This window comes from Amycolatopsis sp. NPDC049253, assembly GCF_040678995.1.
GTDB lineage: Bacteria > Actinomycetota > Actinomycetes > Mycobacteriales > Pseudonocardiaceae > Amycolatopsis.
The window spans coordinates 185,864-211,358 of record NZ_JBFAQX010000014.1; the positions used below are offsets into that span (position 1 = coordinate 185,864).

Genomic DNA, 25,495 nt, shown 5'->3' on the forward strand with positions numbered 1-25,495 from the left:
TCTCTCGCAGCTGGTCGGCCGGCCGTACTCCGGCTGTCCGCAGTGGACCAGCACGGCGGCTGGTCCGCGTCCGGTCGGGGGCGGGGGCGTTGGGCCGCCAGGGTGAACACCGGGGGCCGATACCGGCATTTCGCCCGCCGGAGCCCGCCGATCGTCGGGTGGTGGGTTGACTTCGTATTGGTCTAGTCCAATGCTGGTGCGCACCCCGCTCGTCAGCTGGAGGACAGATGCAACGAAGCAGACTGGCCGCCGTCGGGCTCGCCGCCGCCGCCGTGCTCGGGACAGCCGCGACCCTCGCCGCCACGGCCGATGCCCAGCCCGCGGCTGCCGCGGCCCTGAGCAACAACTGGTACGCCTCGGCGCCGTACCTCATGCCCGTCAGCAACAACCCGCCCGACCCGGTCACGGTGATGAACGCGACCGGGCAGAAGGCGTTCCAGCTGGCCTTCATCCTCGCCCCCGACGGCGGCGGCTGCAGCCCCACGTGGGACGGCAAGTCGGCCGTGTCCTCCGACACCGCGGTCGCCGGCGTCGTGAACCGCATCCGGGGCAACGGGGGTGACGTCTCGGTGTCCGTCGGCGGCTACGGCGGCACGAAGCTGGGCCAGACGTGCGGCACCGTCGACGCGACCGCCGCCGCCTACCAGCAGGTCGTGACGAAGTACGGCCTCAAGGCCATCGACTTCGACCTCGAAGAACCCGAGTACGAGAACACCGCCGCCGTCGCCAACGAGCTCGGCGCCGCCAAGAAGCTGCAGGCCGACAACCCGGGCCTGTTCGTGTCGGTCACGATGCCCGGCACCTCCGCGGGCACCGGCTGGTTCGGCACGCAGCTGCTCGACCAAGCCAAGTCCATCGGCTTCACGCCCAACAACTTCTCGATCATGCCCTTCGACGGCGGCTTCAACGGCTCCTCGGCGCAGGTGTCCGCGCTCGAGAACTTCCACGGCCTGCTGGAAAGCCACCTCGGCTGGGACAGCTCCACCGCGTACTCGCACGAGGGCTTCTCCGGCATGAACGGCCGCTCCGACAACGCGGAGATCTTCACCCTCGCCGACTTCCAGACCGTCTACGACTACGCGACCAGCCACCACCTCGGCCGCTTCACGTACTGGGCCGTCAACCGCGACCGCCCCTGCACCACCACGACCGACAACGCCGTGTGCTCCAACGTCACCCAGAACGACTGGGACTTCACCAAGTTCACCACCCGCTTCGCCGGCGCGACGCCGCCCCAGACCGACCCGCCGACGACCCCGCCCGCGAACCCGCCGGGCACCTGCACCGCGCCCGAGTGGCAGAAGGCGTCGGTCTACGTCGGCGGCGACTCCGTCTCCCACAACGCCCACAAGTGGACCGCCAAGTGGTGGACCCAGGGCGAAGAACCCGGCACGACCGGCCCTGACGGAGTCTGGTCCGACAACGGTTCCTGCTGATCGCGTTCCCCTTTGCCGCCGGGTGGTCCGCGGTGAATCCACTGTGGACCATCCGGTGTTCCACGTCCGGCCGGCAGGGTCAGGGGCGGATGCCGGGCAGGTGGGTGTTGGCGCGGCGGACCTCGGAGGCCAGCGCGGGCACCTCGACGACCTTGCGACCCGCCGCGGTGAGCAGCTCGACGCCCTCGGCCTCGACGAAGAGGGACGGCTCGCGCCAGGCGATGACGACGCGCGGGATGGGCGTTTCGAGGATCAGCTGCGTGCAGCTCTTCGGGTGGGACGCGCGGGAGCTGCAGGGTTCGAGCGAGCTGTACATCGTCGCGGTGGCCAGGCGGGGGTCGTCCGCCCGCAGTTTGGCCAGGGCGGCTTCCTCGGCGTGGTTGTGCGGCTCGCCCTCGCCGGAGTGGCCGGTGGCGAGCACGGTGCCGTCGGGCGCGGCGATGACGGCGCCGACGCGGAACGTCGAGCTGGGCGGGCATTCGTCGGCCAGCGCGATCGCCTGGCGCAGGCGCAGGACGTCGATCGGCGTGGGCTCGGTGGCCGCGCGGTAGTGGAGGACCGCGACGTTGCCGAGCTGGCGCAGTTCGGCCAGCTCCAGCGGCCGCGGGAACGCGCCGGGGCCGAGGAAGCGCGGCGCGCGCGGGTCGCCGACCACCAGGGGCGCGATGGCGAGGCGCAGCTCGTCGGCGAGGCCGGCTTCGAGGAACTGCGTGTGGACGGCGCCGCCACCCTCCACGAGGAGCCGGCGGACGCCGCGTTCGCCGAGGTCGTCGAGGATGCGCTCGAGCTGGGGCGGGGTGCCGGCGTCGATGATCGTCGCGACGTCGCGCAGGCCGTCGACCGCGACCGGCGGCGCGTAGACGAGCTTCGGCGCTTCGCCGACCGTGAAGAAGCGCGACGCCGGATCCAGCTTGCCGCTGCTCGTCACGGTCACCTTGATCGGCTGCTCCGGCCGCCCCGCCGCGACGCGCTCGCTGCGCAGCTCCGCCGAACGCACGAGCAACCTCGGGTTGTCCGCGCGCACCGTGTTGGCGCCGACGAGGATCGCGTCGGCGTCGGCGCGCAGGCGGTCGACCTCGGCGAAGTCGTCCTCATTGGACAGGATCAGCCGGGTGGTGCTCGCGTCGTCGAGATAGCCGTCCAGCGACTGGGCGGCGGACAACACGACATGGGGACGGCTGCTCATGCGGGTTGGACCGCGTACTGGCGGACGTACAGGTCGGTGTAGGTCACCGGCCCGCGCGGCCCCGGCACGCGGTCGAGGTTGATCCCGGTCTCGGGCACGGCGAGCAGCTTGAAGCCGTCGAGCAGCCGCGTCGGCGCGTTCCAGAACACGCCCGTGCCGGTGTAGCCGTCGAAGAACGCGCCGGCCGCCGCCTCGTCCTCGGTGGCGATGCCCGCCGCGAGGCCCGACGTCCGCTCGTTCGCGATCTCCACGGCCTCGTCGAGCCCGCGCACGCGCTCGACCGTGACGGTCGCCTCGCGGTCGGAGTCCAGCGCCCACTCGTAGCCGATGGCGTGCTCGTGCGGCGCCAGCGACGGCGTGACCCCGCGCTCGGCCAGCGCGGCGGTGATCGACGGCCACACGGCGTCGTGCACCTCGTCGTGGATGAGCAGCAGGTTGAGCCGGTTGCACACGCCGAGCCGGTCGAGGCTCGCGGACACGAGGTCGCGCACCTTGCCGGCGTCGGCCGCCGCGTCGACGTACAGCACGCCGCCGCCGTCCGCGTGGGCGAGCGTGCGCACGCCGTGCACGGCCGCCTCGGTGGCCAGCGCGCGCGTGCTGTCGCCGCTGCCGCGCAGGATGACCAGCGGCACCAGCCCCGGCAGCCGCACCAGCGCCGACGCGGCTTCGCGCTCGACGCGCGGCACCAGCTGCACCACGTCCGGGTCGATCCCGGCCTCGGCCAGCGCCGGCGCGATCACCGTGTCGCGCAGCCGCCGGGCCGACCCCAGAGCCGCCGACCCGGTGCGCAGCACCCCGGCGTTGCGCGACTTCACAAGCTGCGACGCCACGTCGACGGTCACGTTCGGCCGCGCCTCGTAGTTCGCGCCGATGACGCCCACGGGACGCCGCCGCTCGATCAGCCGCAGCCCGCCGTCCAATGTGGACACCTCGACGGACCGCTCCTGGTGCGGCGCGCCGGCCAGCAGCCGCAGCTGCTCGGCCATGCCGTCGAGACGCTCGGGCGTGATGGTGAGGCGGTCGAGCAGACCCGCGCTCATCCCGTCCTCGCGCGCCTTGGCGACGTCGGCCCGGTTGGCGTCGAGCACCTCGTCGCGGTGCGTCTGCAGGCGCTCGGCCATGCCTCGCAGCGCCGCGTCCACGGCCTCCTCGGTGGCCCTGGCCAGCGACGGCGCGGCCAGCTTCGCCGCTCGCGCGCACTCCTCGACGGCCTTCGCGACCTCGTCCATCGTCGTCTCCCTCCGCGCGTTCGGCAGAGGACCAGTTTGCCGCACCGCCCACATCCGGGGACGACTGGCTCAGCCCTCGGGACGCACCCTCACGCGACGACGGGCTCCAGCAGCCACAGCGCACCGGCCAGCAGGCAGCTCACCGTGAGCACCACGAACACCAGCACCCACAGCACCGCGGGCACCGCCGTGAGGCGGCTGAGCTGGTCGGCGTCGGAGTCGCGCGCCTGGCCACGGTGGCGCTTGACCTGCAGCTCCACCACCGGCCGAACGCCCCCGAACAGCAGGAACCACGTCAGCAGGTACGCGAACGGCGCCTGCACCACCGGCGGCGCGACCAGCGCCACGAGCCCCAGCACGACCGCGCTCGCGACCACGGTGAACACGCCGTACGCGTTGCGCACCATGATCAATACGCCCAGCAGCAGCAACGCCACCAGCACCAGCACCGCCGTGATCAGGTCCTGCCCGACCAGGCTCGCGAACAACAGCCCGAGCACCGACGGCGCCACGTACCCGGCCAGCGCCGTGAACGCCATGCCCGGCCCCTCCGGCTTCCCGCGCGACACCGTGACGCCCGAGGTGTCCGAGTGCAGCTTGATCGAGCGCAACCGCCGCCCGACCAGCACCGCCGCCAGCGCGTGGCCCGCCTCGTGCACGATGGTCACGACGTTGCGCGCGAACCGCCACGGCGTCCCGCCCACCAGCACCACCAGCAGCGCGACGCCACCGGTGACCAGCGTGATCGCCGCCGGCGTGTCCGCCTGCGTGAGCGCCGCCTCGACACTCCCGGGCGCACCGGCCGCACGCTCCCACCCACCAGCCACGACTCGGCTGGCGACCACGGACGAGACGTCGAACACACGCGAAATCACGCGCACACCTCACCACAGGCGACATCTGGCCACTGTTAGTGCCCGTTGCGGAGCGGGACGGCTGAGGTCGGTATGGGGTGGGTCACTTCACGGGGCCTCCTTTCGTTGCCTTCGGCATCCATTGCCGGGGATGCGGTTCTCTTGCCTACCGCTGACCACCTCCTTCACTTGCCGGCCGGCGACTCGTCCACAACCGACGTGGCTCGCGGCTCCACCCACCACCAACTCCCTCACTTGTCAGCCCGCCACTCGACCACAACCGCGGCGCGCACAGCTTCGCCCCCTGCCCACACCGCCCACCACCGACCGCGGGCAGCTCGGCACCGGTCTCCAGCCGTGCTGTGCTCGAAGGCACACCCGTGAGCAATCCCTGCGCCCGCAGGCCTTCCCATCCCCGCGCCGAGTGCGCGCCGTTAGACCGCGGCCGACCACGATGAGCCAAGCCACCGCCCCGGCCGGCCCGGCGGCTGGCCTGCTCCCGACAGCAGTCGGGACGCCTGGCACGGCAACAGCGAGCACCGGTCCACCCGCGGCGCGGACCGAAAGCGATTGCGGCAAGGCCGAACGCTGTGCCGGTGCGGAGTGAAGGGGCGCCTCCGCGCCGGATCACGCAGCTGCAGCAACACGTCCACACGAGTCAACCGCAGTCCCTCCGCGCCGGGCACGCCGCCGCAGTGGCAGTCCACACGAGTCAACCGCAACCCACTCTCCGTCGGACAGCGCGGTAGCGGCGCCCCGGATGGCGCGGAACCGGCGCCGCCGGGCAGCGCGGCACCAGTGGCCCCGCGTGGCGCCGCGTCGACGCCGCCGGGCAGGCGGTGCCGGTGCCGCCCTGCGTCGTTCAGGGTCCGAGTCGGCGGGACCTCCATTCAGAGCGGCAAAGGCAGGAACATGCGTCCGCGTCAGCCGCCCCGCGAGCTGCAGTCAGCCGGGCGAGCGCAGCGCGGCGCGGAACAGCGCCCACGCGGGTCGGCGCCGCGCCAGCGAGGGCCGGGCCAGCGAGGGCCGGGGGTCACTGCGCGGCCGAGCCTGTGAGCACCTCCTCCCCGAGGGAAGGCGCCTCGGTGTCCGGTGGGACGGCATCGAGGGTGGCGCGGAACAGCAAGGCGATCCAGCTGCGGTAGGGGCGCCACTCGTCGGCCAGGGGGATCAGGTCGGCCGCCGGGGTGGTGGGCGGGAGCGAGTACGCGTCGCGCATGGCTTCGTGGAGGCGGGCGTCGGCGCGGGGGAAGAGGTCGGGGTGGCCCGCGCCGCGCAGGAGGATCTGTTCGGCGGAGAAGGCGCCGATGCCGGGGACGGCGCGCAGGTGCGCGAGGGCGTCGGGGACGGGCAGCGCGCGAAGCTCGGTGGGGTCGAGGCGGCCGTCGGCGGTGGCTTGGGCGATGGCGCGGAGGCGGGCCACGCGGAAGTCGGCCAGGCCGTCCTCCGCGGCCAGCTCGGCCAGGACCGCGGGTGCGGGGAACGAGACCACCTGGTACTCGCCGACGTCGATGATGGCACCGTGGCGTTCGGCGAGCAGGCGGCGGCGCCGCAGCGCGGTGCTGAAGCGCACGCCCTGGGCGAGCACCGCCCAGCAGGCGGCTTCATAGGGCGAGGAAAACAGGACCGGGCGCAAGCCCGGATGGCCGGCGCGCAAGCGGGCGGCGACGGAGTCGCGCAGGTCGATGTCGGACAGGCCGGAGGCGTCGACGTCGAGGGAGAGCATGCGGCTCACCTGGCCCATCACCCGCGCGGCCAGATCGACCGGTGCGGAGACCTCGACCTCCACGGTGCCGGGCGATCTCTGGCGGATGGCCGCGCCGGCGTGGGTCCACACGCCGTCGACGGGGAAGGCGAGGCGCAGCACGCCCGGCTCCGAGGCGGCGTCGGGGCGGGCGGCGGGGCCGAACCCGGCCAGGTAGTGGCTCGCGGCGGACAGGTCGAACGGTCCGCGCACGGCGATCTCGCCGGTCGGCAGGTCGATGGGCAGCAGGATCGGTGCGGTCATCGGGGTGTCCCTCCTCTGCGGGCTCCGGGGGTCGGAGAACCGTGGAAGCGACGTTAGGAAGGGGGGCCGACAATCCGGGCCCTCGAACGCCTGATCGGCGAGATCTTCACTCGATCGTGGAGCCCAGGGCTTTGGCATACTGCCGGTATCCCGGCGAGAGGGGAGAAAAACCGGTGGCCGAGCACCCGAAAGCCCAAGACCGTCTCGCCGATCTGCTCGACACCGCGGCCAAGGCCACCGACACCGGCTACCTCGACGTCCTCGGCGACGCGCCCCAAGCGGGCCCCAGCACGGGAATCACCCAGCGCGTGATGCGCACGGCGCTGCTCCCCCAGGTCTACGAACGCTACTGGCGCCCCGCGTTCGGCCGGCTGTTCAAGGGCCCGTTCGGCCCGAGCATGGCCGGCGAGGTTCGCCTCGCCACGGAGCTTCTCGCACTCGGACCAGGCCGGATCGTGCTCGACGTCGCGTGCGGCACCGGCCGGTTCACCCGCGCTTTCGGGGCAGCCGTGGGAAACCAAGGCCTGGCCATCGGTCTCGACGGCGCGCCCTCGATGCTCACCCGCGCCGTCGGCGAAACGAACAACGAGGACGCGGTCGCCTACCTCCGCGCCGACGCCGTGGAACCACCCTTTCCACCCTCCACAGTGGACGCCATCTGCTGCTTCGCCGCTCTGCACATGTTCGCCGAACCCGAACGCGCGCTGGACTCGTTCGCGCGGATCCTGCGCCCCGGAGGCCGCCTCGTGCTGCTCACGAGCGCGCGCCGCGACTGGCAACCCGCGCGAGTCGTCGACACGGCAGGCGGGATCCTCAGCGGGCAGCGGATGTTCGACCGGGGCGAGATCGCCGCCGCGTTGCGCGCCCGGGGTTTCCGCATCGTCGCCGAGCGGTTCGCGGGCGTCACGCAGGTCGTCGCCGGCGAGCTGCCCGAGGCGAACTGATCCACTTTGTCGGTGCCCGGGGATAGCATCCCCGCATGACCGACGCCGCTCCCGTCCCACCCGACAGCTCCCACCTGCGCGCCCTGATCGAAGCCACGGCCGAAGCCGTCGCGGCCGCCGAACCCCTCGGCTCCGACCACACCGGAGCCGAGTCCGGCGTGCGCGCGGCCGTGGCACGAGAAGTGCGGGCTCGCGCCGAGGAACTCGTTGCGCTCAGCCAAGACCTGCACGCCCACCCGGAAGAGGGCTTCACCGAGCACCGCTCCGTCGGCGCGCTGGCGGAGCTCCTGCGCGCCCACGGCCACGAGGTCACGGTCGGCCTCGGCGGCCTCGACACCGCCCTGCGCGCGAGCACCCCCGACAACGGCGGCCCGCACATCGCCGTGCTGTCGGAGTACGACGCGCTGCCCGGGCTCGGTCACGCGTGCGGGCACAACGTCATCTGCACCGCCGGCGCCGGTGGGTTCCTCGGCGCCGCGGCGGTGGCCGAGCAGGTCGGCGGACGCGTGTCCCTCGTCGGCACGCCCGCGGAAGAAGGCGGTGGCGGCAAGGAGACGCTCGCGCGCGCCGGGGTGTTCGACGACGTCGACGCCGTGATCATGCTCCACCCGTTCAGCCACGACATCGCACTGCACCCGTTCCTCGGCCGGCGGCAGCTGGAGATGGTGTTCCACGGCGTCGGGGCGCACGCGTCGGCGCAGCCGTTCATGGGGCGCAACGCGCTCGACGCCGCGGTGGCGGCCTACCAGGGCGTGTCGATGCTGCGCCAGCAGCTGCCTTCGACCGACCGCGTGCACGGCGTCTTCACCGACGGCGGCGCCCGGCCCAACGTGATCCCCGAACGCGCCGCGCTCCTGTTCTACCTCCGCTCGGCCGACCCCGAGACGTTGCGCGACCTCGCGAAGCGGATCACTGCCATCGCCCACGGCGCCGCCGAAATGACGGGCTGCGGCGTGGAGCTGACGTGGGACTCGCAGCCGGCGTACCTGCCGATCCGCTTCAACACCGCGCTCGCCGGGCGCTGGTCGGTGAACCAGGCCGACACAGGCCGCAAGCCGCTGCCGCCGGGGATCGTGCCGGAGTTCCTCACGGGGTCGACCGACCTCGGCAACCTGTCCTACCGGATGCCCGCGCTGCACCCCATGATCGCCGTCTCCGGACCCACGGTTGCCTTGCACACCAAGGAGTTCGCCGAAGCCGCCGGCTCACCCTCGGGCGACAAGGCCGTGGTCGACGGCGCGCTCGGCCTCGCCCTCACCGCCGCCGACTACCTCGCCGACGCGACGCTGCGCCAAGCCGTGCACGACGAGTTCGAAGCCTCGGGAGGTGCGCTCGACGTCCCGAAATTCTTCGACTGAAAGCCACCCGTCCAGGCTGAGGAACGCCTGAGGATTCTCAGCTGATTCTTCTCAGCAAAGCCGAAGGGATTTCCACAGGGTTCTCACAACCACGGCCGCGAACCTGGTGTCATGACCGAGAACGCGAGTCGGCCCGGCCCCGCCTCACCCGGTGGGCACCAGCCGCACCAGACCCACCCGATCGCTGCTCAGCCGAACGCCCAGCAGCACACCCAGCCGCAGTACGGCCCATACGCCCAGTACGGGCAGTACCGCCACCAGCAGCAGGCCGCGCCGAACCCGCTCTTCACGCAGCAGCCGCAGGCTCAGCAGGCCACGCAGCCGAAGCGACGGGGCAAGCTCGCCGCCGTCGTCGGCGCGACCGCGCTCGCCGCGGCGCTCGTCGGCGGTGGCGCCGGCGCGGCGATCGTCGGGCTGACCACCACGTCGGTGGCCTCCCCCGCGTCGTCCTCCGCGGTGGCCGGGCAGACGGTCAGCAACACGACCTCCACCGGCGACGTCAGCACGGTCGCGGCGAAGGTCCTGCCGAGCGTCGTGCAGGTCAACGTCGACACCGGCCAGGGCGAGGCCATCGGCTCGGGCGTCATCCTGACCTCCGACGGCCGGATCCTCACCAACGCCCACGTGGTCGACGGCGCGGTCGGCGACGTCACGATCACGACGTCCGACGGCAAGAAGTACCAGGCCAGCGTGGTCGGCGCCGACACCAAGGGCGACATCGCGGTGCTCCAGGCCAAGGGCGCGAGCGGCCTCACCGCCGCCACCCTCGGCGACTCGAGCAAGCTCGTGGTCGGCCAGGAAGTGATCGCCATCGGTTCGCCGGGCGGGCTGCAGAACACCGTGACCACCGGCATCGTCAGCGCGCTGAACCGGCCGCTGTCCGACGTCGGCGGGGGCGAGCAGCAGCAGCAGCAGCAGTCGCCGTTCAGCCGCACGTCCAACCAGGCGGACAACGGCCCCAGCTACACCGCGATCCAGACCGACGCCTCGATCAACCAGGGCAACTCCGGCGGCGCGCTCGTCGACGCCCAGGGCCAGGTCATCGGCATCAACTCCGCCCTCTACAGCCCGTCGGCCTCGGCCGACGGCGCCGCGGGCAGCGTCGGGATCGGCTTCGCGATCCCGGTCAACGACGCCAAGACGATCGTGGATCAGATCGTCAACGGCTGACGCAGTCGCGGACGGACCGCGGTCGGGGCGGCCCGTCCGACTTTCCTCGCTGGTTTCGGGGTGGCGGGGAACCACGGTGAAAGCCGCTCTCCCAGGGATTCGGGGCCCTGAGAGAGCGGCTTTCACGCTGCCGGGAGCTCGTAGGTCAGCGCGAACGCGTGGTTGCCGGCCTCGTCCTGCGTGATCGCGGCGGAGCCGGAGATGCCCGTCAGTTCTTCCGATCCCGAGCCCGCGAGGATCACCAGCGACAGGCCCTCGTCACCCGCCGAGTGTCGCAGCACGAACGAACCCTTGCGCCCGTCGACGGACACCGACAGGCGCTCGAACGCGACGTACGCGCGCGAAGTCGGGTTCGAGGCCGTCAGCATCTCGACGGTGCTGGTGCCCTCGACCGCACCCGTGAACGTCTTGGCGATGGCCACCCGCGCGAACTCGGTGCCACCCGTCTCGTCCTGGGCCTCCGGCTCCCACTTGTCGAGCTCGAACGTGGCGGTCGCGGTGCTGGTCATGACTGGTTTCCTTCCGGTCGGGTGCCCTCAGCCTGCCCGCCATACCTGCCAGCTTGTGTCAGGTATTTCACCGCCGCCGGTTGCCGAACAGCCCCCGCGTGATCTCCCGCCCCAGCGCGGACGCGGCCGAGCGCATGAACGACTTCACCGCCGGGTTGCTCATCGCCTGGGAGATCAGCCCAGGGTCCTCCTCCTCGGCCTTCGCGGCAGGAGCCGGGGCAGGCGCCGGAGCCTCGGGGGCCGGCGGAGCGACCCGAGCCGCCAGCTTCTCGTACGCCGACTCCCGGTCGATCGTCTCCGAGTACTTCGCGTGCAGGTCCGACGACGCGACCGCGGCGGCCACCGCCTCGTCCCCGACCGAGCCCATCTTCGACCGCGGCGCCCGCAGCCGCGTCCACGCGACCGGCGTCGGCACACCCCGCTCCGACAGCACCGTGACGACCGCCTCGCCGATCCCGAGCGACGTCAGCGCCGTCTCGAGGTCGTAGTACGGCGTCTTCGGGTACGTCTTCACCGTCCTGGCCAGGGCTTTCTGGTCGTCCGGCGTGAACGCCCGCAGCGCGTGCTGCACCCGCGCGCCCAGCTGCGAGAGCACGGCGTTGGGGATGTCCGTGGGCAGCTGCGTGCAGAAGAACACGCCGACGCCCTTCGACCGGATCAGCTTCACCGTCTGCTCGATGCGCTCCAGGAATGCCTTCGACGCGTCGTTGAACAAGAGGTGAGCTTCGTCGAAGAAGAACACGAGCTTCGGCTTGTCTAGGTCACCTTCCTCGGGCAGCTCCTCGAACAGCTCGGCCAGCAGCCACATCAGGAACGTCGAGAACAACGCCGGCTTCGACTGCAGGTTGTCCAGCTCCAGCAGCGTCACCACGCCTTTGCCGTCGACCTGGCGCATCAGGTCGTGGACGTCGAGCTCGGGCTCGCCGAAGAAGTCCTCGCCGCCCTGGGCCTCCAGATTGGACAGTGCGCGCAGGATCACCCCGGCCGTCGCCGCCGAGACACCGCCGATGCCCTTGAGGTCGGCCTTGCCCTCGTCGCTGGTCAGGTGCGTGATCACCGACCGCAGATCCTTCGTGTCGAGCAGCGCCAGCCCGCGCTGGTCGGCCCAGTGGAAGATCAGGCCGAGCGTCGACTCCTGCGTCTCGTTCAGGCCCAGGACCTTCGACAGCAGCACCGGGCCGAAGCTGGTGATCGTGGCGCGGATCGGCGAGCCTTTCCCGCCCGTACCCAGCGACAGGAACTGCACCGGGCTCGCGGCGGGTGCCCAGTCGTCACCCAGCTCCTGCGCGCGTTTCGTGAGCTTGTCGTTCGCCTCGCCCTCCGCCGACAGGCCCGAAAGGTCACCCTTCACGTCGGCCAGCACCACCGGCACACCAGCGGCGGAGAGCTGCTCCGAGATCAGCTGCAACGTCTTCGTCTTGCCGGTGCCGGTCGCGCCCGCCACCAGACCGTGGCGGTTCAGCGTGGCCAGCGGCAGCCGCACGGCCGCCGCCGCCTCGGTCCGCCCGTCGATCACCACGGCGCCCAGCTCCACCGCGGCGCCCTCACTCACGTAACCCTGCGCGATCTCCGCCGCAGGCCCCGACCCCTGCTCGGCCACTGGCCGCACCCCGTTTCGAGTCCTAAATCACACTCTTTCACCTGGCTGCCCGAGCGTAACGCGCCGAATGCGCAGGTAACCCGGCTGACATCCCCGTGTCGGGTTAGGGTTGTCCGGGTGACCGACCACCTAGTCTGGATCGACTGCGAGATGACGGGGCTCGACCTCGGCAAAGACGCGTTGATCGAAATAGCCGCCCTCGTGACCGACGCCGACCTCAACGTCCTCGGCGAGGGAGTCGACATCGTCATCCACACCGACGACACCACGCTCGACGGCATGCCGCAGGTGGTCCACGACATGCACGCCAAGTCAGGGCTCACCGAAGAGGTCCGCGCCTCCGCGGTGACGCTCGCCGAAGCCGAGCAGCGCGTGCTCGACTACATCCGCGAGCACGTCCCCGACCCCGGCACGGCCCCGCTGGCAGGCAACTCCATCGCCACCGACCGCGGCTTCATCTCCCGCGACATGCCGGCGCTCGACAGCCACCTGCACTATCGCATGGTCGACGTGTCGTCGGTCAAGGAACTCGTCCGGCGCTGGTACCCGCGGATCTACTACGCGAAGCCGGAGAAGGGCCTCGCCCACCGCGCGCTCGCCGACATCAAGGAATCCATCGGCGAACTCGACTACTACCGCAACGTCGCCTTCGTCCCCCAACCCGGGCCGACCAGCGAACAAGCCAAAGCCGCGGCCGCCGAAGTGCAGGAACGCCATCGAAGCTGACCCGGTGAAAACCCGTCGCGAGGACACGCTACGATATTCCGCAGCAAGGTGATCGCGACGATCCCTCGCAGATGGTGGGCGTAGCTCAGCTGGTAGAGCACCTGGTTGTGGTCCAGGAGGTCGCGGGTTCGAAACCCGTCGCTCACCCCATCACCCCAGTCTGGTCGGTGGCCTTTGGCCACCTTCCCGGAGGCTGGGGTTTCGCCTTTTCTGGGGGTCGGACCCCCAGGCCCCCGCCAGGGGGCAAGCCCCCTGGACCCCATCCCGCGTGGTCACCTCGATTCGGTCGGGTGCAGTTGCCTGGGTTCGGTCGCGCGTGGTCGCCTGGGTTTCGTCGTGGGTGGGAGGTCGTGGGCGTGGGGTCCTTTGTGGAGGGTCAGGAGTGGAGGAGGGCGTCGCGGAGGGTGGTGAGGGCCGCGATGAGGAGGGCGGTTCGGGGGCGGCGGGCGGGGCGGGGCTTGGCACCACGGCCGAGGCGGGCGAGTTGTTGCTGGTGCCAGGAGGAGTTGAGGAGGTCGTCCAGGAGTTTGTGGCCGACCTTCGGGGTGGGAGTGGCGCTGCGGGTGGCGGGATTGGCCAGGAGACGGTGGGGGAAGGTCGGGTCGTGGGTGATGGGGCGGGCCAGGCCGATGACGTCGACGGAGCCCGAGGAGACGGCGTCGGCCATGGCGGCGTGGGAGCGGAAGCCGCCGGTGAGCATGAGCGGGACCGTGAGCTCGCGGGCGAAGTGGTCGGCGAAGTCGTGGAAGTAGGCCTCGCGCGCCACGGTTGACGCGCGCTGAGGGGTGCCGTCGACGACGGCGATGCTTTCGTAGGTGCCGCCGGACACCTCGAGGAGGTCGACACCCTCCCGCTCGAGGGCTTTGGCGACCTCGAGGGCGTCTTCGGGAGCGAACCCGCCGCGTTGGAAGTCGGCGGAGTTGAGTTTGACCGACAGGATGAAGGCCGGGGGCGTGCCGGCGCGGATGGCGCGCACGACCTCCAGCAGGAAGCGCATCCGGTTCTCCAGCGGGCCACCCCAGCGATCGTCGCGGCGGTTGACGAGCGGGGACAGGAACTGGTTGAGCAGGTAGCCATGCGCGGCGTGAAGTTGGACGCCGGCGAAGCCCGCTTCCGCGGCGACGTGGGCGGCGGTCGCGAAGCGCCGGACGAGTGTGACGACTTCCACGTCCGACAGCGCCCGCGGCCGGCGGAAGAGCCACTTCCCCCGGTCCAAGGGGATGGCCGACGGAGCGACGACATCCTGCTGCCGCCCGGCGAGCTTCAGGCCGCGCATCGACTGCCGGCCGGCGTGCGAGAGCTGCAGGAGCAGCTTGGTGTCGGTGCCGACGGTCGTGGCCGCCCACCGGCGCAGCTCGGGCAGGTGGCGCGCGTCCTCGATCACGACGTTGCGCTGAGCCTCCAGTGCCGAGCCGTCGACCATGACGTTTCCACTGATCAGCAGGCCCGCACCGGAGTGCGCGAGCCGCCGGTAGGCCTCGGCGAGCTGTCGCGTCGGCGCGCCGCGCCGGTCGGCCAGGTGCTCGCTGGTCGCGGCCTTCGCAAGCCGATTGGCCAGGACGGCGCCGTTGGGCAGGGTGAGCGGGGTGGCGAGGATGTTCGCCTGTACGTCGTACATGAGACCAGAGTGACCTGTACGGCGTACAGTTGTCAACGGCCGGATCACCGCGTTGGCGGCCCCACAACGGCCCCCGATCTGTCAGACTGAACCCGAACGCGCAGCTAGGAGCCCTCCGGCCGCCGCGGCGACCACCCGCGCGCGGTTAAGGGGACCCCCCTGAAACGCGGCTTTGAACAGCCTGCTAATCTTTTCCACGTCGCCGAGGGAAACCAAAGCGGCGGGCAACACCAAGCGCCATTAGCTCAATTGGCAGAGCAGCTGGCTCTTAACCAGCGGGTTCGGGGTTCGAGTCCCTGATGGCGCACATTTCTGTATCGAAGCCCACCTGCAGATTCTCGTTAGTTGAGGATCTTGCTGGTGGGCTTCGATCGTGTGGCGGGTCCGGCGTGGGACCGAATGGGGCCGCCGTGGAACGCACGATCTTTCCTGGACCTGCGTTTTCCTCGCAGACGACGCTGCTTGCGGTTGTGTCGAAGTGCTTCCGCTTCGTGGCGGGCTGCGGCCATTACGAGGGAGGCGGTCGCCTCGGCGGCCCGATGCGCCAGACACGGGAGAACGCTGGTGTAGGCGTCGGCGGTGAGCACGATGCTCGAGTGTCCGAGCAGTGCCTGCACCACCTTGAGATCGTTCCCCGCAGCCAACGACAGGCTGGCGGCACCGTGCCGGAGATCGTGCAATCGGATCGGTGGCAGCCCGGCCTCCACGACAAGCCGGTTGAACGTGTGGGTCAGATAGCCGGGGCTGAACGGACTTCCGCCGGGTCGGCAGAAGACGAACCCCGTCGGCTGATCGCTGCCGGCGCGAGCACGAAGTCTCCGCAGCGCACTCGCGAGGACGTGGTCCAGAGCCAAGGTGCGCACGCTTGCCTCGGTCTTTGGCGGGCATACAACCGTCCGGCCACCACGGTCTTGCACCTGATGCGACACCTGCACCGTCCCAATGTCCAGATCAAGATCACACCACCGCAACCCCGCCGCCTCGCCACGACGCAGTCCTAGCAACGCGACCGCGAGGTACATCTCGTACAACGGATGCGACCGCGCGTAGGTCAGGAACGTGGCAGTCTGTTGCGCCGTCCACACCGCCACCGGTGGACGTTCGCCAGTGGCCTTCCAATGCGCCACCCGGGCATCCGCCCACACCACCGCTCGCGGCCGCCGCCCGGGCGGCAACTCCACCAGGTGCGCCGGGTTCCGCTCGATCAGCCCCGCCCGGATCGCACCGTTCAGGGCCGCGTGCAACGCACCGCGGATCCGCACAAATGTCGCCGGCGCCAACGGCCGTTCCCGCATCGAGTTGGCCCGCGCGAGCGCCACAAACATCGCCTGCACTCGCGCCACCGTCAACGACCGCAACGGCACACTGCCCAAATACGGCTTCAAGTAAGAGCGCACATGCTGGGCGTAGAGACGGCGCGTGTTGAAACTCAGCGACTGCCGCATCTCCAACCAGATATCCAGCCACTGTCCGACCGTCACCGCGCTGCTCCCGGGAATCACGTCGGCGCCCAGCAGATACGCCCGCGCCTGCTCTGCGGCAGCTCGGGTCCGGAACCCGCCGCGCCGCACCCGATTCCGACGACCATCCGGACCACACGGCAACTCCAACGAGAAATACCAACTCCCATGCCCGCGCGCCACCAGCCGAGGACAACGACCGCCACCAACACCATCAGGCTCTCGAACCCTGCAACCACAACGCTTGTACACCGCCGCTCGACACGCCATCACAACCTCCATCGAAGGTTTACAGCGTGCGCGACTTGCCACACGAACTCCACGCCTGACACCGCAGCGATCTTCTCGATGTCGGGGCTGTCCGCCCCGTTGCGGACAGCCCCATCGGGATCGGCTGCTCACTCGTCACTCCCGTGATGACTGAGTCGAACCAGCACATCGCACACTGCGCTGATGTTGGCGGCTAGCTGCTCGACATCAACGCCGTCGACGGCGACCCACAGCTCGCCATCCGGCCCCGCGACGAGTGTCGCCTGAACCTGGTTGATAACTGGCGCAGTGTGCCCGTCGCCCCGCCCACGTGGCGAGTCGCTCGGACAACCGAGCGTCGACGACGCGGAACCGTCCCAACGCCCCTTCAGGGTGTCGAAGCGCGGAGTCCTTGTGTGTACGCCGGTCACTCGCCAGCCGGTTCCCCTCGCAACTATGCTGTCGACACGATCACCCTCGGATGCGCGTACACCGCCGCTACAGGCGTCGTCTTCAATCCGTGGTGTTGTCGCGGTCATCGTGGCTGCCCTTCAGATGGTCGCGCGATCGGGCATACGGCCGTCCAGGTTCCCGCTCAACGTGCGTCATCCCAGCCACCCACATGCCGCAACCCCACGCACCCAACGTGACATCCGAAGGCGGAAAATTCACCTTTACTGTCTACCTGGCATTAAATATCAGAAGGACGGAGTAGGTGAACGCGCCACGGCGGGACGGCGGGCATTGAGACGATCAGGTGATTCTCGTAATCCCAGTTCTCCGCCGGCTCCTGTTCCGGCAAAGTCGAGCCGTCGCCCGACTCGACCCAGGAGCGCAGCGCGTGCCTTTCGACCCGAACCAGCCCAGAGGTTCCGACGGCAAATGGATCAAGACAGGCGGCGTTTTCGGCGCGGCCGTCCTGGCGACAGTTGTTGCGGCGGCGAGCGGTGGAGACGTAGTCACTTCGGTCGGCGCCGGGCTCGACACTGCGACGACCCAGAGCGTGTCCGACACGGACACGGCCAACAGCAAAAAGGCCGCACAGAAAGGCGATCGCGCCGAGGCATGGCGACGGCTGACTCTCAAGGAGATCAGGAAGGAGCTCAAGCAGGACCTGCGCTGCGCCGTCCAGTCGTTCGGCCAGGTTCAGCAGTTCTTCCTGCGTCATCCGTGCGACAAGCTTGACCAGCTGCTGTTCGTCGTGCAGGACGGGAACGGAAACACGATCGCCGGATCGGTCACGTGGGTGAAGATGCCGTCGGCCGAATCAGCCGCACAGCTCGGCAGGCTGGAAGACACGTACGGATCCGGTGACGTGACTCCGTTCGGAACAGAGGTTCTCGAAGCCGGCGGCTTTCGTTTCACCGGAAAACACTACCGGTCACGGCTCGACGGGAAGCTGGTCGTCATCGCCGAAACGGACCCCATCAAGGGCCACCCATCCGACGCGTTCCTCAAGCAGGTCGCCGACGTCGCAGACGTCCTCCCGCCGCCATGACGACGTGGGCTGGCCCGCACGGATGCGGACCAGCCCCGGCGGCGTGGACCAATTCGATGTCGTGGCGGGTTCTGGAGTCGAGCACGTACGGAATCGCGTGCGCAAGCCGCTCGTGAAACAGGCGCTCCGAGAGGCCCGCAAATCCCACGAGCCAGTGACCGTGTCCAGCATCGCCACAGTGGCGGGCGTGTCCACCGACTTCATCTACCGCCACGACGAGCTACGACCCCAGGTCGAGGCGTTGCGACGAGCTCGCGCATCCTCCGGGGCGCCGGCACTCGTCAACGACCCGGACATCGCCGCAGCCGACAGCACGCTGGTTCGCAGACTCAGCCAGCAACTCGCCGACGCTCGCCGCCGGCATCGGGAGGAGGTCGCCGAACTCCACCGAGCGCTGGAGACGCGCAAGGTGAGATGGTTCTGCTCCCGGCGACGGGTGGCCGATGGCTCACGATCTGAGGCGTCGCACACCCGTCAGAGCGACTGATCCATAAGCGGCATGAGCGCGCGGATCCTGCGGGCGAAACTGGGTCGCCGCTGTCCTTGCATCCGACTTACCATCACAACGAGCTCGCCCAAGTCGCATCTACCCGGTAAGGGTGCGTCCTGCCCGTCGCATGGTGGGGGTGGCAGCCCGTTCGAGCCGGGCCGAGTCCGGGGAACTCACGCCTCGACGGGAGGTGTCGAGGTTCCTGCCTCGTCACGCTCGGCGGCAGATGCGTGCGTATGCCACTTACGCCGCCGATACAGGTTGGTCGCAATCTGGTATTCGATGTCGAGGCGAGGTTGCCGGCTCACACCCGGTGCGGAGCCAGGATCGGCACACCTGCCCGCACCACATCCCAGTCGGTGCTCACCTGCCGCTCCAACGCCCGCGGCAACCAGGTCCGCCGCTCCGCCTGCTCCTGGATCAGGCGACGGATATCGAGTTCGATCCCCGTGGGAGCGCCGGTCGCAGCCAGCCGGTCCACCCGCTGCTGCATGGCCTCGAACAGTCGATGATCGAAATCAGTGACAGCGGAGATGAACTCATCCGTGCTGACCGACGCCCGTCCCGACAGCGGTGCGGTGAACGCGATTTCGCCGTCAGGATCAGCAGCGAACTGCCAATCCACGGTGACAATGTCCACGGGATCGACGGTGCGCCACCACCGCAACACGGGCCCGAAGCGCAGATACCCGGTGTCGACGCACCGCTGACCGCAGGCATCGTAGGCTGCGTCGATCAGCGTGTTGTGCAGGATCTCCGGGTCGTCGGTGTCAACCCATTCTGAGGATCCGGCCGCCACAAAGTCCGCCAAATCGTCCGGCACGGGTTCGAGAATGTACGGCAACGCCTGCAGCACGTCCTCCCACAGCCGGACCACGTAATAGTCCACCCACGGCGGCGCCGCTCGGCTGCCCTCGAGTGGGAACAAGGCCACGGTCCGCTCGCTATATCGCAGCAACTCGATTCCACCCACATCCAGGCAGAACCAGCCCTCGGTGAGCGCGAACCAGTGCAGGCGCGGGCTTCCACCCGACCCCCACGGACCGACCTCGTCGACCGGCACCAGCTCGAACCGGAATCGCATCATGCCTCCATACAACCGGATCGCACCACACGCTGACGACCGGATTCGAGCCACCCGCGCGTCGGCAGGTTTCACGGCAAGCAGAGCTTGATGACCGCGCGGTCGGTGCCGACGGCCTCGATGCGGATGGAAAGTCGTTGGCCGTCGCCACCGAACCCGGGCCGCCGGCACCCTGAAGGCGCACAGGGTGGCTTGGCATGGCGGGGTTCCGCCCGTGGCCATGAGGTGGCAGTCGGTGAACCCGCTGACCGCGTTGATCTGCAACTGGACGACGCCGTCAGAGATCGCCTCGGAGGACACCACGGCGATGGTCGGCGCGGCGAGGCCCCCCGGCAGCAGCGTCAGCAACTGGCCGGTCTGAACCTCCACCTCGCAGTTGCCGTCGAAGCAGGCGTAGAGGTCGGTGCCGTCCGGTGCGGGTGGCAGCGTCAGCGGGGACGGGCTGCTGACCGGGGTCACCGGCATGGTCGGCCGTGGCGCCGAGCTCGGGACCGGTGACGTGGGCGCAACCCCACCACAGCCCGCCGTCACCAGCGCGGCGACCACCGCACCACACCACCGCGCTCGCCGGTTCAATGGATCGACAGCGTCCTCGTCACGATATCCGGTCCACCCAGCCCGGTGACGAGCAAAACTGAGGGTGGGCCGGAAGCGAGCCACTGCGTAAAAGACTGGACTACGTCGCGAATGGCGCCTTCCACGGCCGGCTTCCACGCTGGGACGGTGGTCGCGAAAATCAGCTGATCCGCCTGCAGCCAGGCCGCTACTTGGACCTTCTTTTGGATTTCCCGCTGTCGGCCAGATCTAGTGTTTGCGAGATCGTCACCGCTCTTGCATTCGGCGACGATGACAGTCTTCGCAGTAGGCGATCAGGTCTGCTTCGACCTGACGCTCGCCGTCCTTCAGGAACTCAATTTCTGTCATGTCCTGGTACAGGCCGGGCCGCCGCGAGTCCGAGCGGGACAGATGAGCTGCGAGTAGCGCTGGGACATCCCCGTGCTCTCTCAGGAGGTGCTGCGCGACTGGGTGCAGCCTGTAAAACCAAGTCGGTTCGTCAGTCGATTTGTGCCACGCCGTGTGATCGAGGTCGTTCGCGGCGTCGCAGAGCTCGCAGTTCCAGCGTTGACCAAGTTTATCGATGTCTGGAACTGCTTGCTTTGGCACGTCTGGCATCGCAACACAAGCCCGCGACGAAGGACGCCAGCGCGCAGGGCGCTGTCGATCTGGTGACGAACCTCTGGTGGGTCCATGCCGAGTGCGCGCGCGCAAATGCCGGGGAAGCTGAGGACTCCCTCACGAGCGCGGAGAACGACACCGTCGTGGTCGGGGTACGCCGTGTCGTTGGATGTGCTGGTCGGCAAGAGGGAGTGCAACGCCGGCAGTAGCGAGCCGCCGAACAGCTCCGTGAACGAGGCGCGGCCGCCGAGCATTCGGGCGAGCTGGGCGGTGCGCTGTCCGGCGTCGCTGATGCGCATCGTCACGCCGTGTTCCGCGGCCTTGGCGGCGACGAATCCAGTCAAGCTCAAGTCGCGCAGGGCAGGCCGCGCTATTCGATTTATGGCCTGGATGCCGCTTGCCACGAAATCCTGCCGTCCCGACTGGTGGGAGATGCCACTGCGGGTGTTACGTGCCAGGGTAAGCGAGAGGCTTGTCGCCGACGCGAACAGCTCATTCCCGAGAACACCTCGTCCGAGCACGGAGTTGCTGGGAGTCCAGGTGACGTCGACGTGCCAGCTCAACTCGGAATGCGCGGCCAGCGCCGGATCATCGATGGCCGGCGGCGGGAGGGGCGTCACCATCTCGCGTGTACCGGTTTCGTCGCCGATGGTGGGCACGGTCAGCATGTCGTCGAACTGCTCGCTGACCGCTAGCTGCGTCGTGTTCGTGCGCGGCCAAGTCAGTTCGGCGGCTGGCACCGACCAGGTTTCGGCGGGGGCGCGATTGAAACCAAGTGCACGCTGCGCCGAAAGGAGCCGCTCCTGGAAATGATCGAGGTCCTGGCGTGGGAGGGACATCGATGTCAGGGTCAGACCGCGCGGCCGTCCCGTGGTCCTTGTGGCCAGGTCGTGCAGGCCGGCGCTGAGTGGATCGCCCAGTTCTTCGTCACGTGTACCGAGGAACGGAGGTAACCAAACGCACCGCCCGTATGTCAGGTGCAGCAAGTTGGCCAGCGCGAAGTCCTCAGCTGTGTCGCCGAGGACCGCGACCCAAATGAGACAAGCTCTTAATCTCGGGTCGGGTGAATAGGTGGGCCACACCGCCGCACGGATCCGGAGGACCCTGCGTGCCGGTCCGAATCGGATCGTTGTTTGCTTGACGATCCGGCTTCTTGCTGCGGAGATCCGCCGCTCGCCACAGTGGTCCTGATCAGTGAGAATGGCAGACATGCGGCGATCAGGCGAACTGCGCGACATCACGAGGAAACCCGGCATCCGAAAAAGCCCGTTGACCTGGTGATTATCCAGAGCCAACGGGCTCGTTCTCGCCGTCGGGACGACAGGACCTGAACTCTCGACCCCGTCACCCGCACTCCTGCTCAGCGCACAGTGGGCGGGATGTTCAGGTTGACACGGAAGAGGTTCGCCGGGTCCCGCTGGGCCTTGACTTCCGCAAGTCTGGCGTATGTCTCAGTGCTGAAGGCATTTTGGGTGAGCGTGGGATCGCTGGCGAAGTTATAGGCAACACCTTGGGTCTTCCACGGCTGGATGGCCTTGTGCAGCTGGGCGTGATCCTCAGCGGCGCCGGCCAACAGCTGCGGCGGGACGATCGACACCGCGTAGACGAGGAAAGCCGCGTCCCTGTTGCCGACAGCGTTGGCGTGCTTGGGTTCGCGGGACAGTGCGCCACCGAGGTGCCTGATCTCGACGAGCGTCGCCGAGGGCTCCAGGTCGGCGATGGCGTCCGCGGTCCCTGCGGAGAATTCGCTCAGCAAAGCCGTGGTGTCGATGAAGGGGATCGGTCCCGGAGGGTCATTGTGTATTGTGCCGACCTGCGAGTACGGGAGGACACCGACGGAGGCGATGAGCAACGGTGCGATCGAACGCAGGGGCGCCACGAGCCGCTCACCTTCGGTCTCTGGTCCGTTGTAGGCGATACGAACGTGGGTCACGTATTTGCCGCGCAACGGATCCGGGAGCGTCGGGTCAGGCGGAAGCCGGAGCAGGGCGACCGAGGAGGTCATCTCGTCGGGCACGGTCTCGGTCCACGCGCTGTATGCACGCAGCACCTCACGCGCCGCCGAGCCGAGAAAATACAGCCCACCACCATAGAGAGCCGAAACCGGGAACAGATCGACCACAATGGACGTGACGATACCGAAATTGTTCTTACCGCCTCGAACCGCCCAGAAGAGGTCCTGGTTCTCCTCGGGACTGGCCAGTCGCTCGACTCCGTCCGCAGTCACGATGGTCAGCGACCGGACGTGGTCGGCGGCATATCCGAACGAGCGGGCGAGCGGGCCGACGCCACCGCCAAGGGTGTACGACACCGCACCGACCGACGGAGCAGCGCCGTTCAGTGGCGCGAGGCCGTACTTCACCGCTGCCTCAACGACTTGCCGCCATACCGTGCCGGCTTCGACGCGTGCGGTCCGTGCGCTCGCATCGATCTCGACTCCATTCATCTGCCGTGTGGTGACCAGGACCGCGCCGTCCGAGGGCTGCGGTGCATGCCCTGTCGCCTGCACCGCGACCGGCAGGTTCTGACGTACGCCGAAAAGCACTGCTTCCCGCACGTCCGCCGACGAAGTCGCACTGACGATGATCGCGGGCGACTGAACCACGGCTATATTGTAGCCACTCCACTCGGCGTCGTAGCCCGAGTCTTCAGGCAACAAGACCTGCCCGCGCACGGCGCGGGCAAGCTCGGCCGCGGCCGAGCGGAAATCGTTGTCAGAGTTCATGACCTTCTGAAACCTATCGTAATAGTGTTGCCAGGAATGGACTTGGGCGGGGACCACGCTCGCTCTTGATTCCACTCTGGCCAGCATCGGCACGAGATTCAACCGCAAGCTTGGCAAGTCCTCGCCGATGACAGATCTTCCGCAGCAAACGCTACTGCACGCCCTCCGGGAGCAGCGGGCGGACCATCCGCTGATGGTCCGAGTCCTCTTCGACGTTGCTGCGCAGCGTCACGAAGGCTACGATCCGATCGAGCCGCCGCGATTCCTGTCTCACGCGGAGAAAATTCCCGACACCTTCGCACTCGCCCGGGCTCCGCTGTTCACGGCGGATAATGATCGGCTGATTTTCTCGTACTGGAGTCCAGATGGTCACCACTCACGACACCGCACCTCCCCACGCGGCTTGATCGACGAAGCGTTGCCCTCGGAGCCGCAGGCTCGCGCCGCGGCAAGGTCACCATCTACTTCGTCGTGTTCGATGTGCTGGCTTATGGCGCCGACGACTTGCGGGCAGTGCCGTATCAGCTCCGGCGGGCCCGGCTTGAGCAGCTCTTCGTGGCGGCGGCACCGCCGCTGAAGTTGGCGCCGAGCACAACGGACCGGGTTGCCGCGATGGCGTGGATGCCGCCGGAGGTCAGCGCCGTGGGCATCGAGGGCATCGTTGCAAGCTCGTCGACGCCGTATCGCCCGGGCCGTACCGGCCCATGGGTCAAGATCCGCCAGACGACGGTCGTGGATGCGCTGATGGTCGGCGTCACCGGGAGTCCGGAGCAGCCGGTCGAGGTCGTGCTGGCGTGCCGTGATGAAACTGGGGAGCTGCGTCGGACTGTCACTGCCGTTGGCGCCGTCGTTGCGAGAGTCCCGTGACGGCACGACCGCTGATGGGGATATGCGACGTGATCGCCGTGTAGGACCAGACCCCTGAGGCGATCCGCCGGCTGGGCGAGCGGCGCCTGGCCCCTGGCCGGTGCGCGCGCTGCGAGAGGAGGACGTACAGGTGAAAAGTTTTCCCAGGCCAAGACCTGGCAGCTGCTCAGTTCGCCTCGCTGACGCCCGTGTCGTGTCGTGTCGCGTCGCGTCGCGTCGCGTCGACAAGAATCTGCCAGGAGGAGCGGGCATGACTCAGATGAAGACAGCCGTCATCTCCCAGGTCAACGGCCCGTGGGTACTTGAAGATCGCCCCGTTCCCGAGGCCGGACCGAACGATGTGCTCGTACAGATCCACGCGTCCGGGATCTGTGGCGCCGACGTCTGGATTTCCAACGGCACGCTGTCGTTCAAGGAGTTTCCGCTGATCCTGGGCCATGAGAGCGTCGGTGAAGTCGTCGGCGTGGGGTCAAGCGTCACCAGCCGCAAGGTCGGCGACCGCGTCGGAATCCCGATGCACCAAGAAGACGTGCGGTGTGTGCGATTTCTGCCTTGAGGGAGACCCCATCAGCTTCGTCAGCGCGGTGAATTGTGCCAATCCGACGCTGACCGGCGTCAACGTGGACGGCGGTTTCGCCGAGTTCATCGCCGCCGACGCCAACGGAACCGTACTGCTGCCCGATGGAATCTCGTACGAGGACGCAGCTCCGACGATGTGCGCCGGCTACACCGAGTGGTCCGGGCTGCGAAGGGCTGACGCGAAGCCCGGCGCCAAGATCGCTGTCGTGGGTATCGGCGGCCTCGGCCACCTCGCGATTCAGTACGCGAAGGCCGTCGGCTACCACGTCACGGCGGTGACCCGCACGCCTGTCAAGCAGGAGCTCGCGCGGGAATTCGGCGCGGACGACGTCGTCGATGACGGCGCGGCCTTGAAGGATGCGGGCGGGGCCGACGTGCTCATGCACACCAGCAGTTCGCATGCGGCCGTTGTGGACGCTATGACCGGCCTCAAACCTTGGGGCAAGGTGGCCATGATCGGCATCGCCACCGACGAGGTGGCACTGCCGGCCGGACCGGTGACGTTCCAGAGCTACCAGATCATCGGCTCCGCGCACAACGGCACGGAGTACCTCGTCGAGGCCCTCGACTTCGTGGCGCGAGGAATCGTCAAGCCGATGGCCGACGCGTACCCGAAGGAGCGTGTTGGCGACGCTGGGGTGTGTCAAGGTTCTTGGACGGTCCTCGGTGGGTTGCCTCAGGCCGCGCTCGCGGTGAGGTGATCACGGTAGGCCTCGACCGGGGTGCGGT

The 25,495-nt window shown here is 68.9% G+C and carries 22 protein-coding genes and 2 tRNA genes; 12 read left to right on the forward strand and 12 right to left on the reverse strand.

Translation table 11 applies throughout. The features are described from left to right. The first annotated feature begins 227 nt into the window (after positions 1-227). A complete protein-coding gene (locus AB0K15_RS28865) occupies positions 228-1,436 on the forward strand; it encodes a chitinase (RefSeq protein ID WP_364057068.1) in 1,209 nt (402 codons plus the stop codon). A 79-nt stretch (positions 1,437-1,515) separates the two neighbouring features. Here the strand turns inward: AB0K15_RS28865 and AB0K15_RS28870 are convergent, their stop codons facing one another. The 4 genes from AB0K15_RS28870 to AB0K15_RS28885 all read right to left on the reverse strand — a co-directional run bounded on the left by AB0K15_RS28870 (position 1,516) and on the right by AB0K15_RS28885 (position 6,713). Next, complete coding sequence (locus AB0K15_RS28870; protein ID WP_364057071.1) at positions 1,516-2,622, reverse strand: dihydrofolate reductase family protein; 1,107 nt, start codon at positions 2,620-2,622, stop codon at positions 1,516-1,518. Beyond that, positions 2,619-3,851, reverse strand: a complete 1,233-nt coding sequence (locus AB0K15_RS28875; protein WP_364057074.1) for an aldehyde dehydrogenase family protein — start codon at positions 3,849-3,851, stop codon at positions 2,619-2,621. Before AB0K15_RS28875 ends, AB0K15_RS28870 begins: the two co-directional genes overlap by 4 nt. A gap of 89 nt (positions 3,852-3,940) precedes the next feature. Beyond that, on the reverse strand, positions 3,941-4,597 hold the full coding sequence (locus AB0K15_RS28880) for a M50 family metallopeptidase (protein WP_220247012.1): 657 nt from the start codon (positions 4,595-4,597) through the stop codon (positions 3,941-3,943). Positions 4,598-5,738: 1,141 nt separating this feature from the next. Next, a complete protein-coding gene (locus AB0K15_RS28885; RefSeq protein ID WP_364057077.1) occupies positions 5,739-6,713 on the reverse strand; it encodes a hypothetical protein in 975 nt (324 codons plus the stop codon). 173 nt (positions 6,714-6,886) lie between these two features. Here AB0K15_RS28885 and AB0K15_RS28890 point away from each other — a divergent pair, with 173 nt between their 5' ends. The 3 genes from AB0K15_RS28890 (at position 6,887) to AB0K15_RS28900 (ending at position 10,185) form a co-directional block, all read left to right on the forward strand. Beyond that, positions 6,887-7,657: a methyltransferase domain-containing protein gene (locus AB0K15_RS28890; RefSeq protein ID WP_364057080.1), complete on the forward strand. Its 771-nt coding sequence runs from the start codon at positions 6,887-6,889 to the stop codon at positions 7,655-7,657. 35 nt (positions 7,658-7,692) lie between these two features. Further along, a complete protein-coding gene (locus AB0K15_RS28895) occupies positions 7,693-9,015 on the forward strand; it encodes a M20 family metallopeptidase (protein ID WP_364057083.1) in 1,323 nt (440 codons plus the stop codon). Positions 9,016-9,126: 111 nt separating this feature from the next. Continuing rightward, a complete protein-coding gene (locus AB0K15_RS28900; protein WP_364057086.1) occupies positions 9,127-10,185 on the forward strand; it encodes a trypsin-like peptidase domain-containing protein in 1,059 nt (352 codons plus the stop codon). A 122-nt stretch (positions 10,186-10,307) separates the two neighbouring features. On the opposite strand, the gene AB0K15_RS28905 is transcribed toward AB0K15_RS28900, so the two are convergent. Both AB0K15_RS28905 and AB0K15_RS28910 read right to left on the reverse strand, forming a co-directional pair. Next, positions 10,308-10,694 carry a DUF3224 domain-containing protein gene (locus AB0K15_RS28905; protein ID WP_364057089.1) on the reverse strand — a complete coding sequence of 129 codons (387 nt, stop codon included), beginning with the start codon at positions 10,692-10,694 and terminating at the stop codon, positions 10,308-10,310. A 67-nt stretch (positions 10,695-10,761) separates the two neighbouring features. Next, positions 10,762-12,294 carry a helicase HerA-like domain-containing protein gene (locus AB0K15_RS28910; protein WP_364057092.1) on the reverse strand — a complete coding sequence of 511 codons (1,533 nt, stop codon included), beginning with the start codon at positions 12,292-12,294 and terminating at the stop codon, positions 10,762-10,764. 117 nt (positions 12,295-12,411) lie between these two features. Here AB0K15_RS28910 and orn point away from each other — a divergent pair, with 117 nt between their 5' ends. Together orn and AB0K15_RS28920 are read left to right on the forward strand one after the other, a co-directional pair. Beyond that, complete coding sequence (gene orn / locus AB0K15_RS28915) at positions 12,412-13,020, forward strand: oligoribonuclease (protein WP_285973492.1); 609 nt, start codon at positions 12,412-12,414, stop codon at positions 13,018-13,020. 74 nt (positions 13,021-13,094) lie between these two features. Continuing rightward, a tRNA-His gene (locus tag AB0K15_RS28920) sits at positions 13,095-13,170 on the forward strand. 226 nt (positions 13,171-13,396) lie between these two features. Here AB0K15_RS28920 and AB0K15_RS28925 read toward each other — a convergent pair. Continuing rightward, entirely contained in the window at positions 13,397-14,638 is a 1,242-nt protein-coding gene (locus AB0K15_RS28925) for an NADH:flavin oxidoreductase/NADH oxidase family protein (protein ID WP_364057095.1), read from the reverse strand. Between the two features lie 234 nt (positions 14,639-14,872). On the opposite strand from AB0K15_RS28925, the gene AB0K15_RS28930 reads away from it, so the two are divergent. Next, positions 14,873-14,945: transfer RNA gene (locus AB0K15_RS28930), tRNA-Lys, on the forward strand. 34 nt (positions 14,946-14,979) lie between these two features. Here AB0K15_RS28930 and AB0K15_RS28935 read toward each other — a convergent pair. Next, positions 14,980-16,119: a site-specific integrase gene (locus AB0K15_RS28935; RefSeq protein ID WP_364057098.1), complete on the reverse strand. Its 1,140-nt coding sequence runs from the start codon at positions 16,117-16,119 to the stop codon at positions 14,980-14,982. 1,069 nt (positions 16,120-17,188) lie between these two features. On the opposite strand from AB0K15_RS28935, the gene AB0K15_RS28940 reads away from it, so the two are divergent. Beyond that, on the forward strand, positions 17,189-17,845 hold the full coding sequence (locus AB0K15_RS28940; protein WP_204089400.1) for a hypothetical protein: 657 nt from the start codon (positions 17,189-17,191) through the stop codon (positions 17,843-17,845). A 97-nt stretch (positions 17,846-17,942) separates the two neighbouring features. Beyond that, positions 17,943-18,332, forward strand: coding sequence for a hypothetical protein (locus AB0K15_RS28945; protein ID WP_364057101.1), 390 nt, complete (start codon positions 17,943-17,945; stop codon positions 18,330-18,332). Positions 18,333-18,639: 307 nt separating this feature from the next. On the opposite strand, the gene AB0K15_RS28950 is transcribed toward AB0K15_RS28945, so the two are convergent. The 4 genes from AB0K15_RS28950 to AB0K15_RS28965 form a co-directional block, all read right to left on the reverse strand. Beyond that, positions 18,640-19,965: a DUF5984 family protein gene (locus AB0K15_RS28950; RefSeq protein WP_364057104.1), complete on the reverse strand. Its 1,326-nt coding sequence runs from the start codon at positions 19,963-19,965 to the stop codon at positions 18,640-18,642. Positions 19,966-20,423: 458 nt separating this feature from the next. Beyond that, a complete protein-coding gene (locus AB0K15_RS28955; RefSeq protein WP_364057107.1) occupies positions 20,424-21,890 on the reverse strand; it encodes a hypothetical protein in 1,467 nt (488 codons plus the stop codon). 65 nt (positions 21,891-21,955) lie between these two features. Then, complete coding sequence (locus tag AB0K15_RS28960) at positions 21,956-23,320, reverse strand: FAD-binding oxidoreductase (RefSeq protein WP_364057110.1); 1,365 nt, start codon at positions 23,318-23,320, stop codon at positions 21,956-21,958. A 151-nt stretch (positions 23,321-23,471) separates the two neighbouring features. Beyond that, positions 23,472-23,696 carry a hypothetical protein gene (locus AB0K15_RS28965; RefSeq protein WP_364057113.1) on the reverse strand — a complete coding sequence of 75 codons (225 nt, stop codon included), beginning with the start codon at positions 23,694-23,696 and terminating at the stop codon, positions 23,472-23,474. Here AB0K15_RS28965 and AB0K15_RS28970 point away from each other — a divergent pair. The 3 genes from AB0K15_RS28970 to AB0K15_RS28980 all read left to right on the forward strand — a co-directional run bounded on the left by AB0K15_RS28970 (position 23,675) and on the right by AB0K15_RS28980 (position 25,467). After that, positions 23,675-24,187 carry a hypothetical protein gene (locus AB0K15_RS28970; protein ID WP_364057150.1) on the forward strand — a complete coding sequence of 171 codons (513 nt, stop codon included), beginning with the start codon at positions 23,675-23,677 and terminating at the stop codon, positions 24,185-24,187. The two genes, AB0K15_RS28965 and AB0K15_RS28970, sit on opposite strands and share 22 nt — an antisense overlap. 250 nt (positions 24,188-24,437) lie before the next feature. Continuing rightward, entirely contained in the window at positions 24,438-24,743 is a 306-nt protein-coding gene (locus AB0K15_RS28975; protein WP_364057116.1) for an alcohol dehydrogenase catalytic domain-containing protein, read from the forward strand. Next, complete coding sequence (locus AB0K15_RS28980) at positions 24,724-25,467, forward strand: zinc-binding dehydrogenase (RefSeq protein ID WP_364057119.1); 744 nt, start codon at positions 24,724-24,726, stop codon at positions 25,465-25,467. The genes AB0K15_RS28975 and AB0K15_RS28980 overlap by 20 nt, the downstream gene beginning before the upstream one ends. The last annotated feature ends 28 nt before the right edge of the window (positions 25,468-25,495 follow it).

Coding starts and splice junctions, on each gene's coding strand:
- AB0K15_RS28865 (WP_364057068.1), top strand. CDS start 228: ATGCAACGAAGCAGACTGGCCGCCGTCGGGCTCGCCGCCGCCGCCGTG.
- AB0K15_RS28870 (WP_364057071.1), bottom strand. CDS start 2,622: ATGAGCAGCCGTCCCCATGTCGTGTTGTCCGCCGCCCAGTCGCTGGAC.
- AB0K15_RS28875 (WP_364057074.1), bottom strand. CDS start 3,851: ATGGACGAGGTCGCGAAGGCCGTCGAGGAGTGCGCGCGAGCGGCGAAG.
- AB0K15_RS28885 (WP_364057077.1), bottom strand. CDS start 6,713: ATGACCGCACCGATCCTGCTGCCCATCGACCTGCCGACCGGCGAGATC.
- AB0K15_RS28895 (WP_364057083.1), top strand. CDS start 7,693: ATGACCGACGCCGCTCCCGTCCCACCCGACAGCTCCCACCTGCGCGCC.
- AB0K15_RS28900 (WP_364057086.1), top strand. CDS start 9,127: ATGACCGAGAACGCGAGTCGGCCCGGCCCCGCCTCACCCGGTGGGCAC.
- AB0K15_RS28905 (WP_364057089.1), bottom strand. CDS start 10,694: ATGACCAGCACCGCGACCGCCACGTTCGAGCTCGACAAGTGGGAGCCG.
- AB0K15_RS28925 (WP_364057095.1), bottom strand. CDS start 14,638: ATGTACGACGTACAGGCGAACATCCTCGCCACCCCGCTCACCCTGCCC.
- AB0K15_RS28960 (WP_364057110.1), bottom strand. CDS start 23,320: ATGAACTCTGACAACGATTTCCGCTCGGCCGCGGCCGAGCTTGCCCGC.
- AB0K15_RS28975 (WP_364057116.1), top strand. CDS start 24,438: ATGACTCAGATGAAGACAGCCGTCATCTCCCAGGTCAACGGCCCGTGG.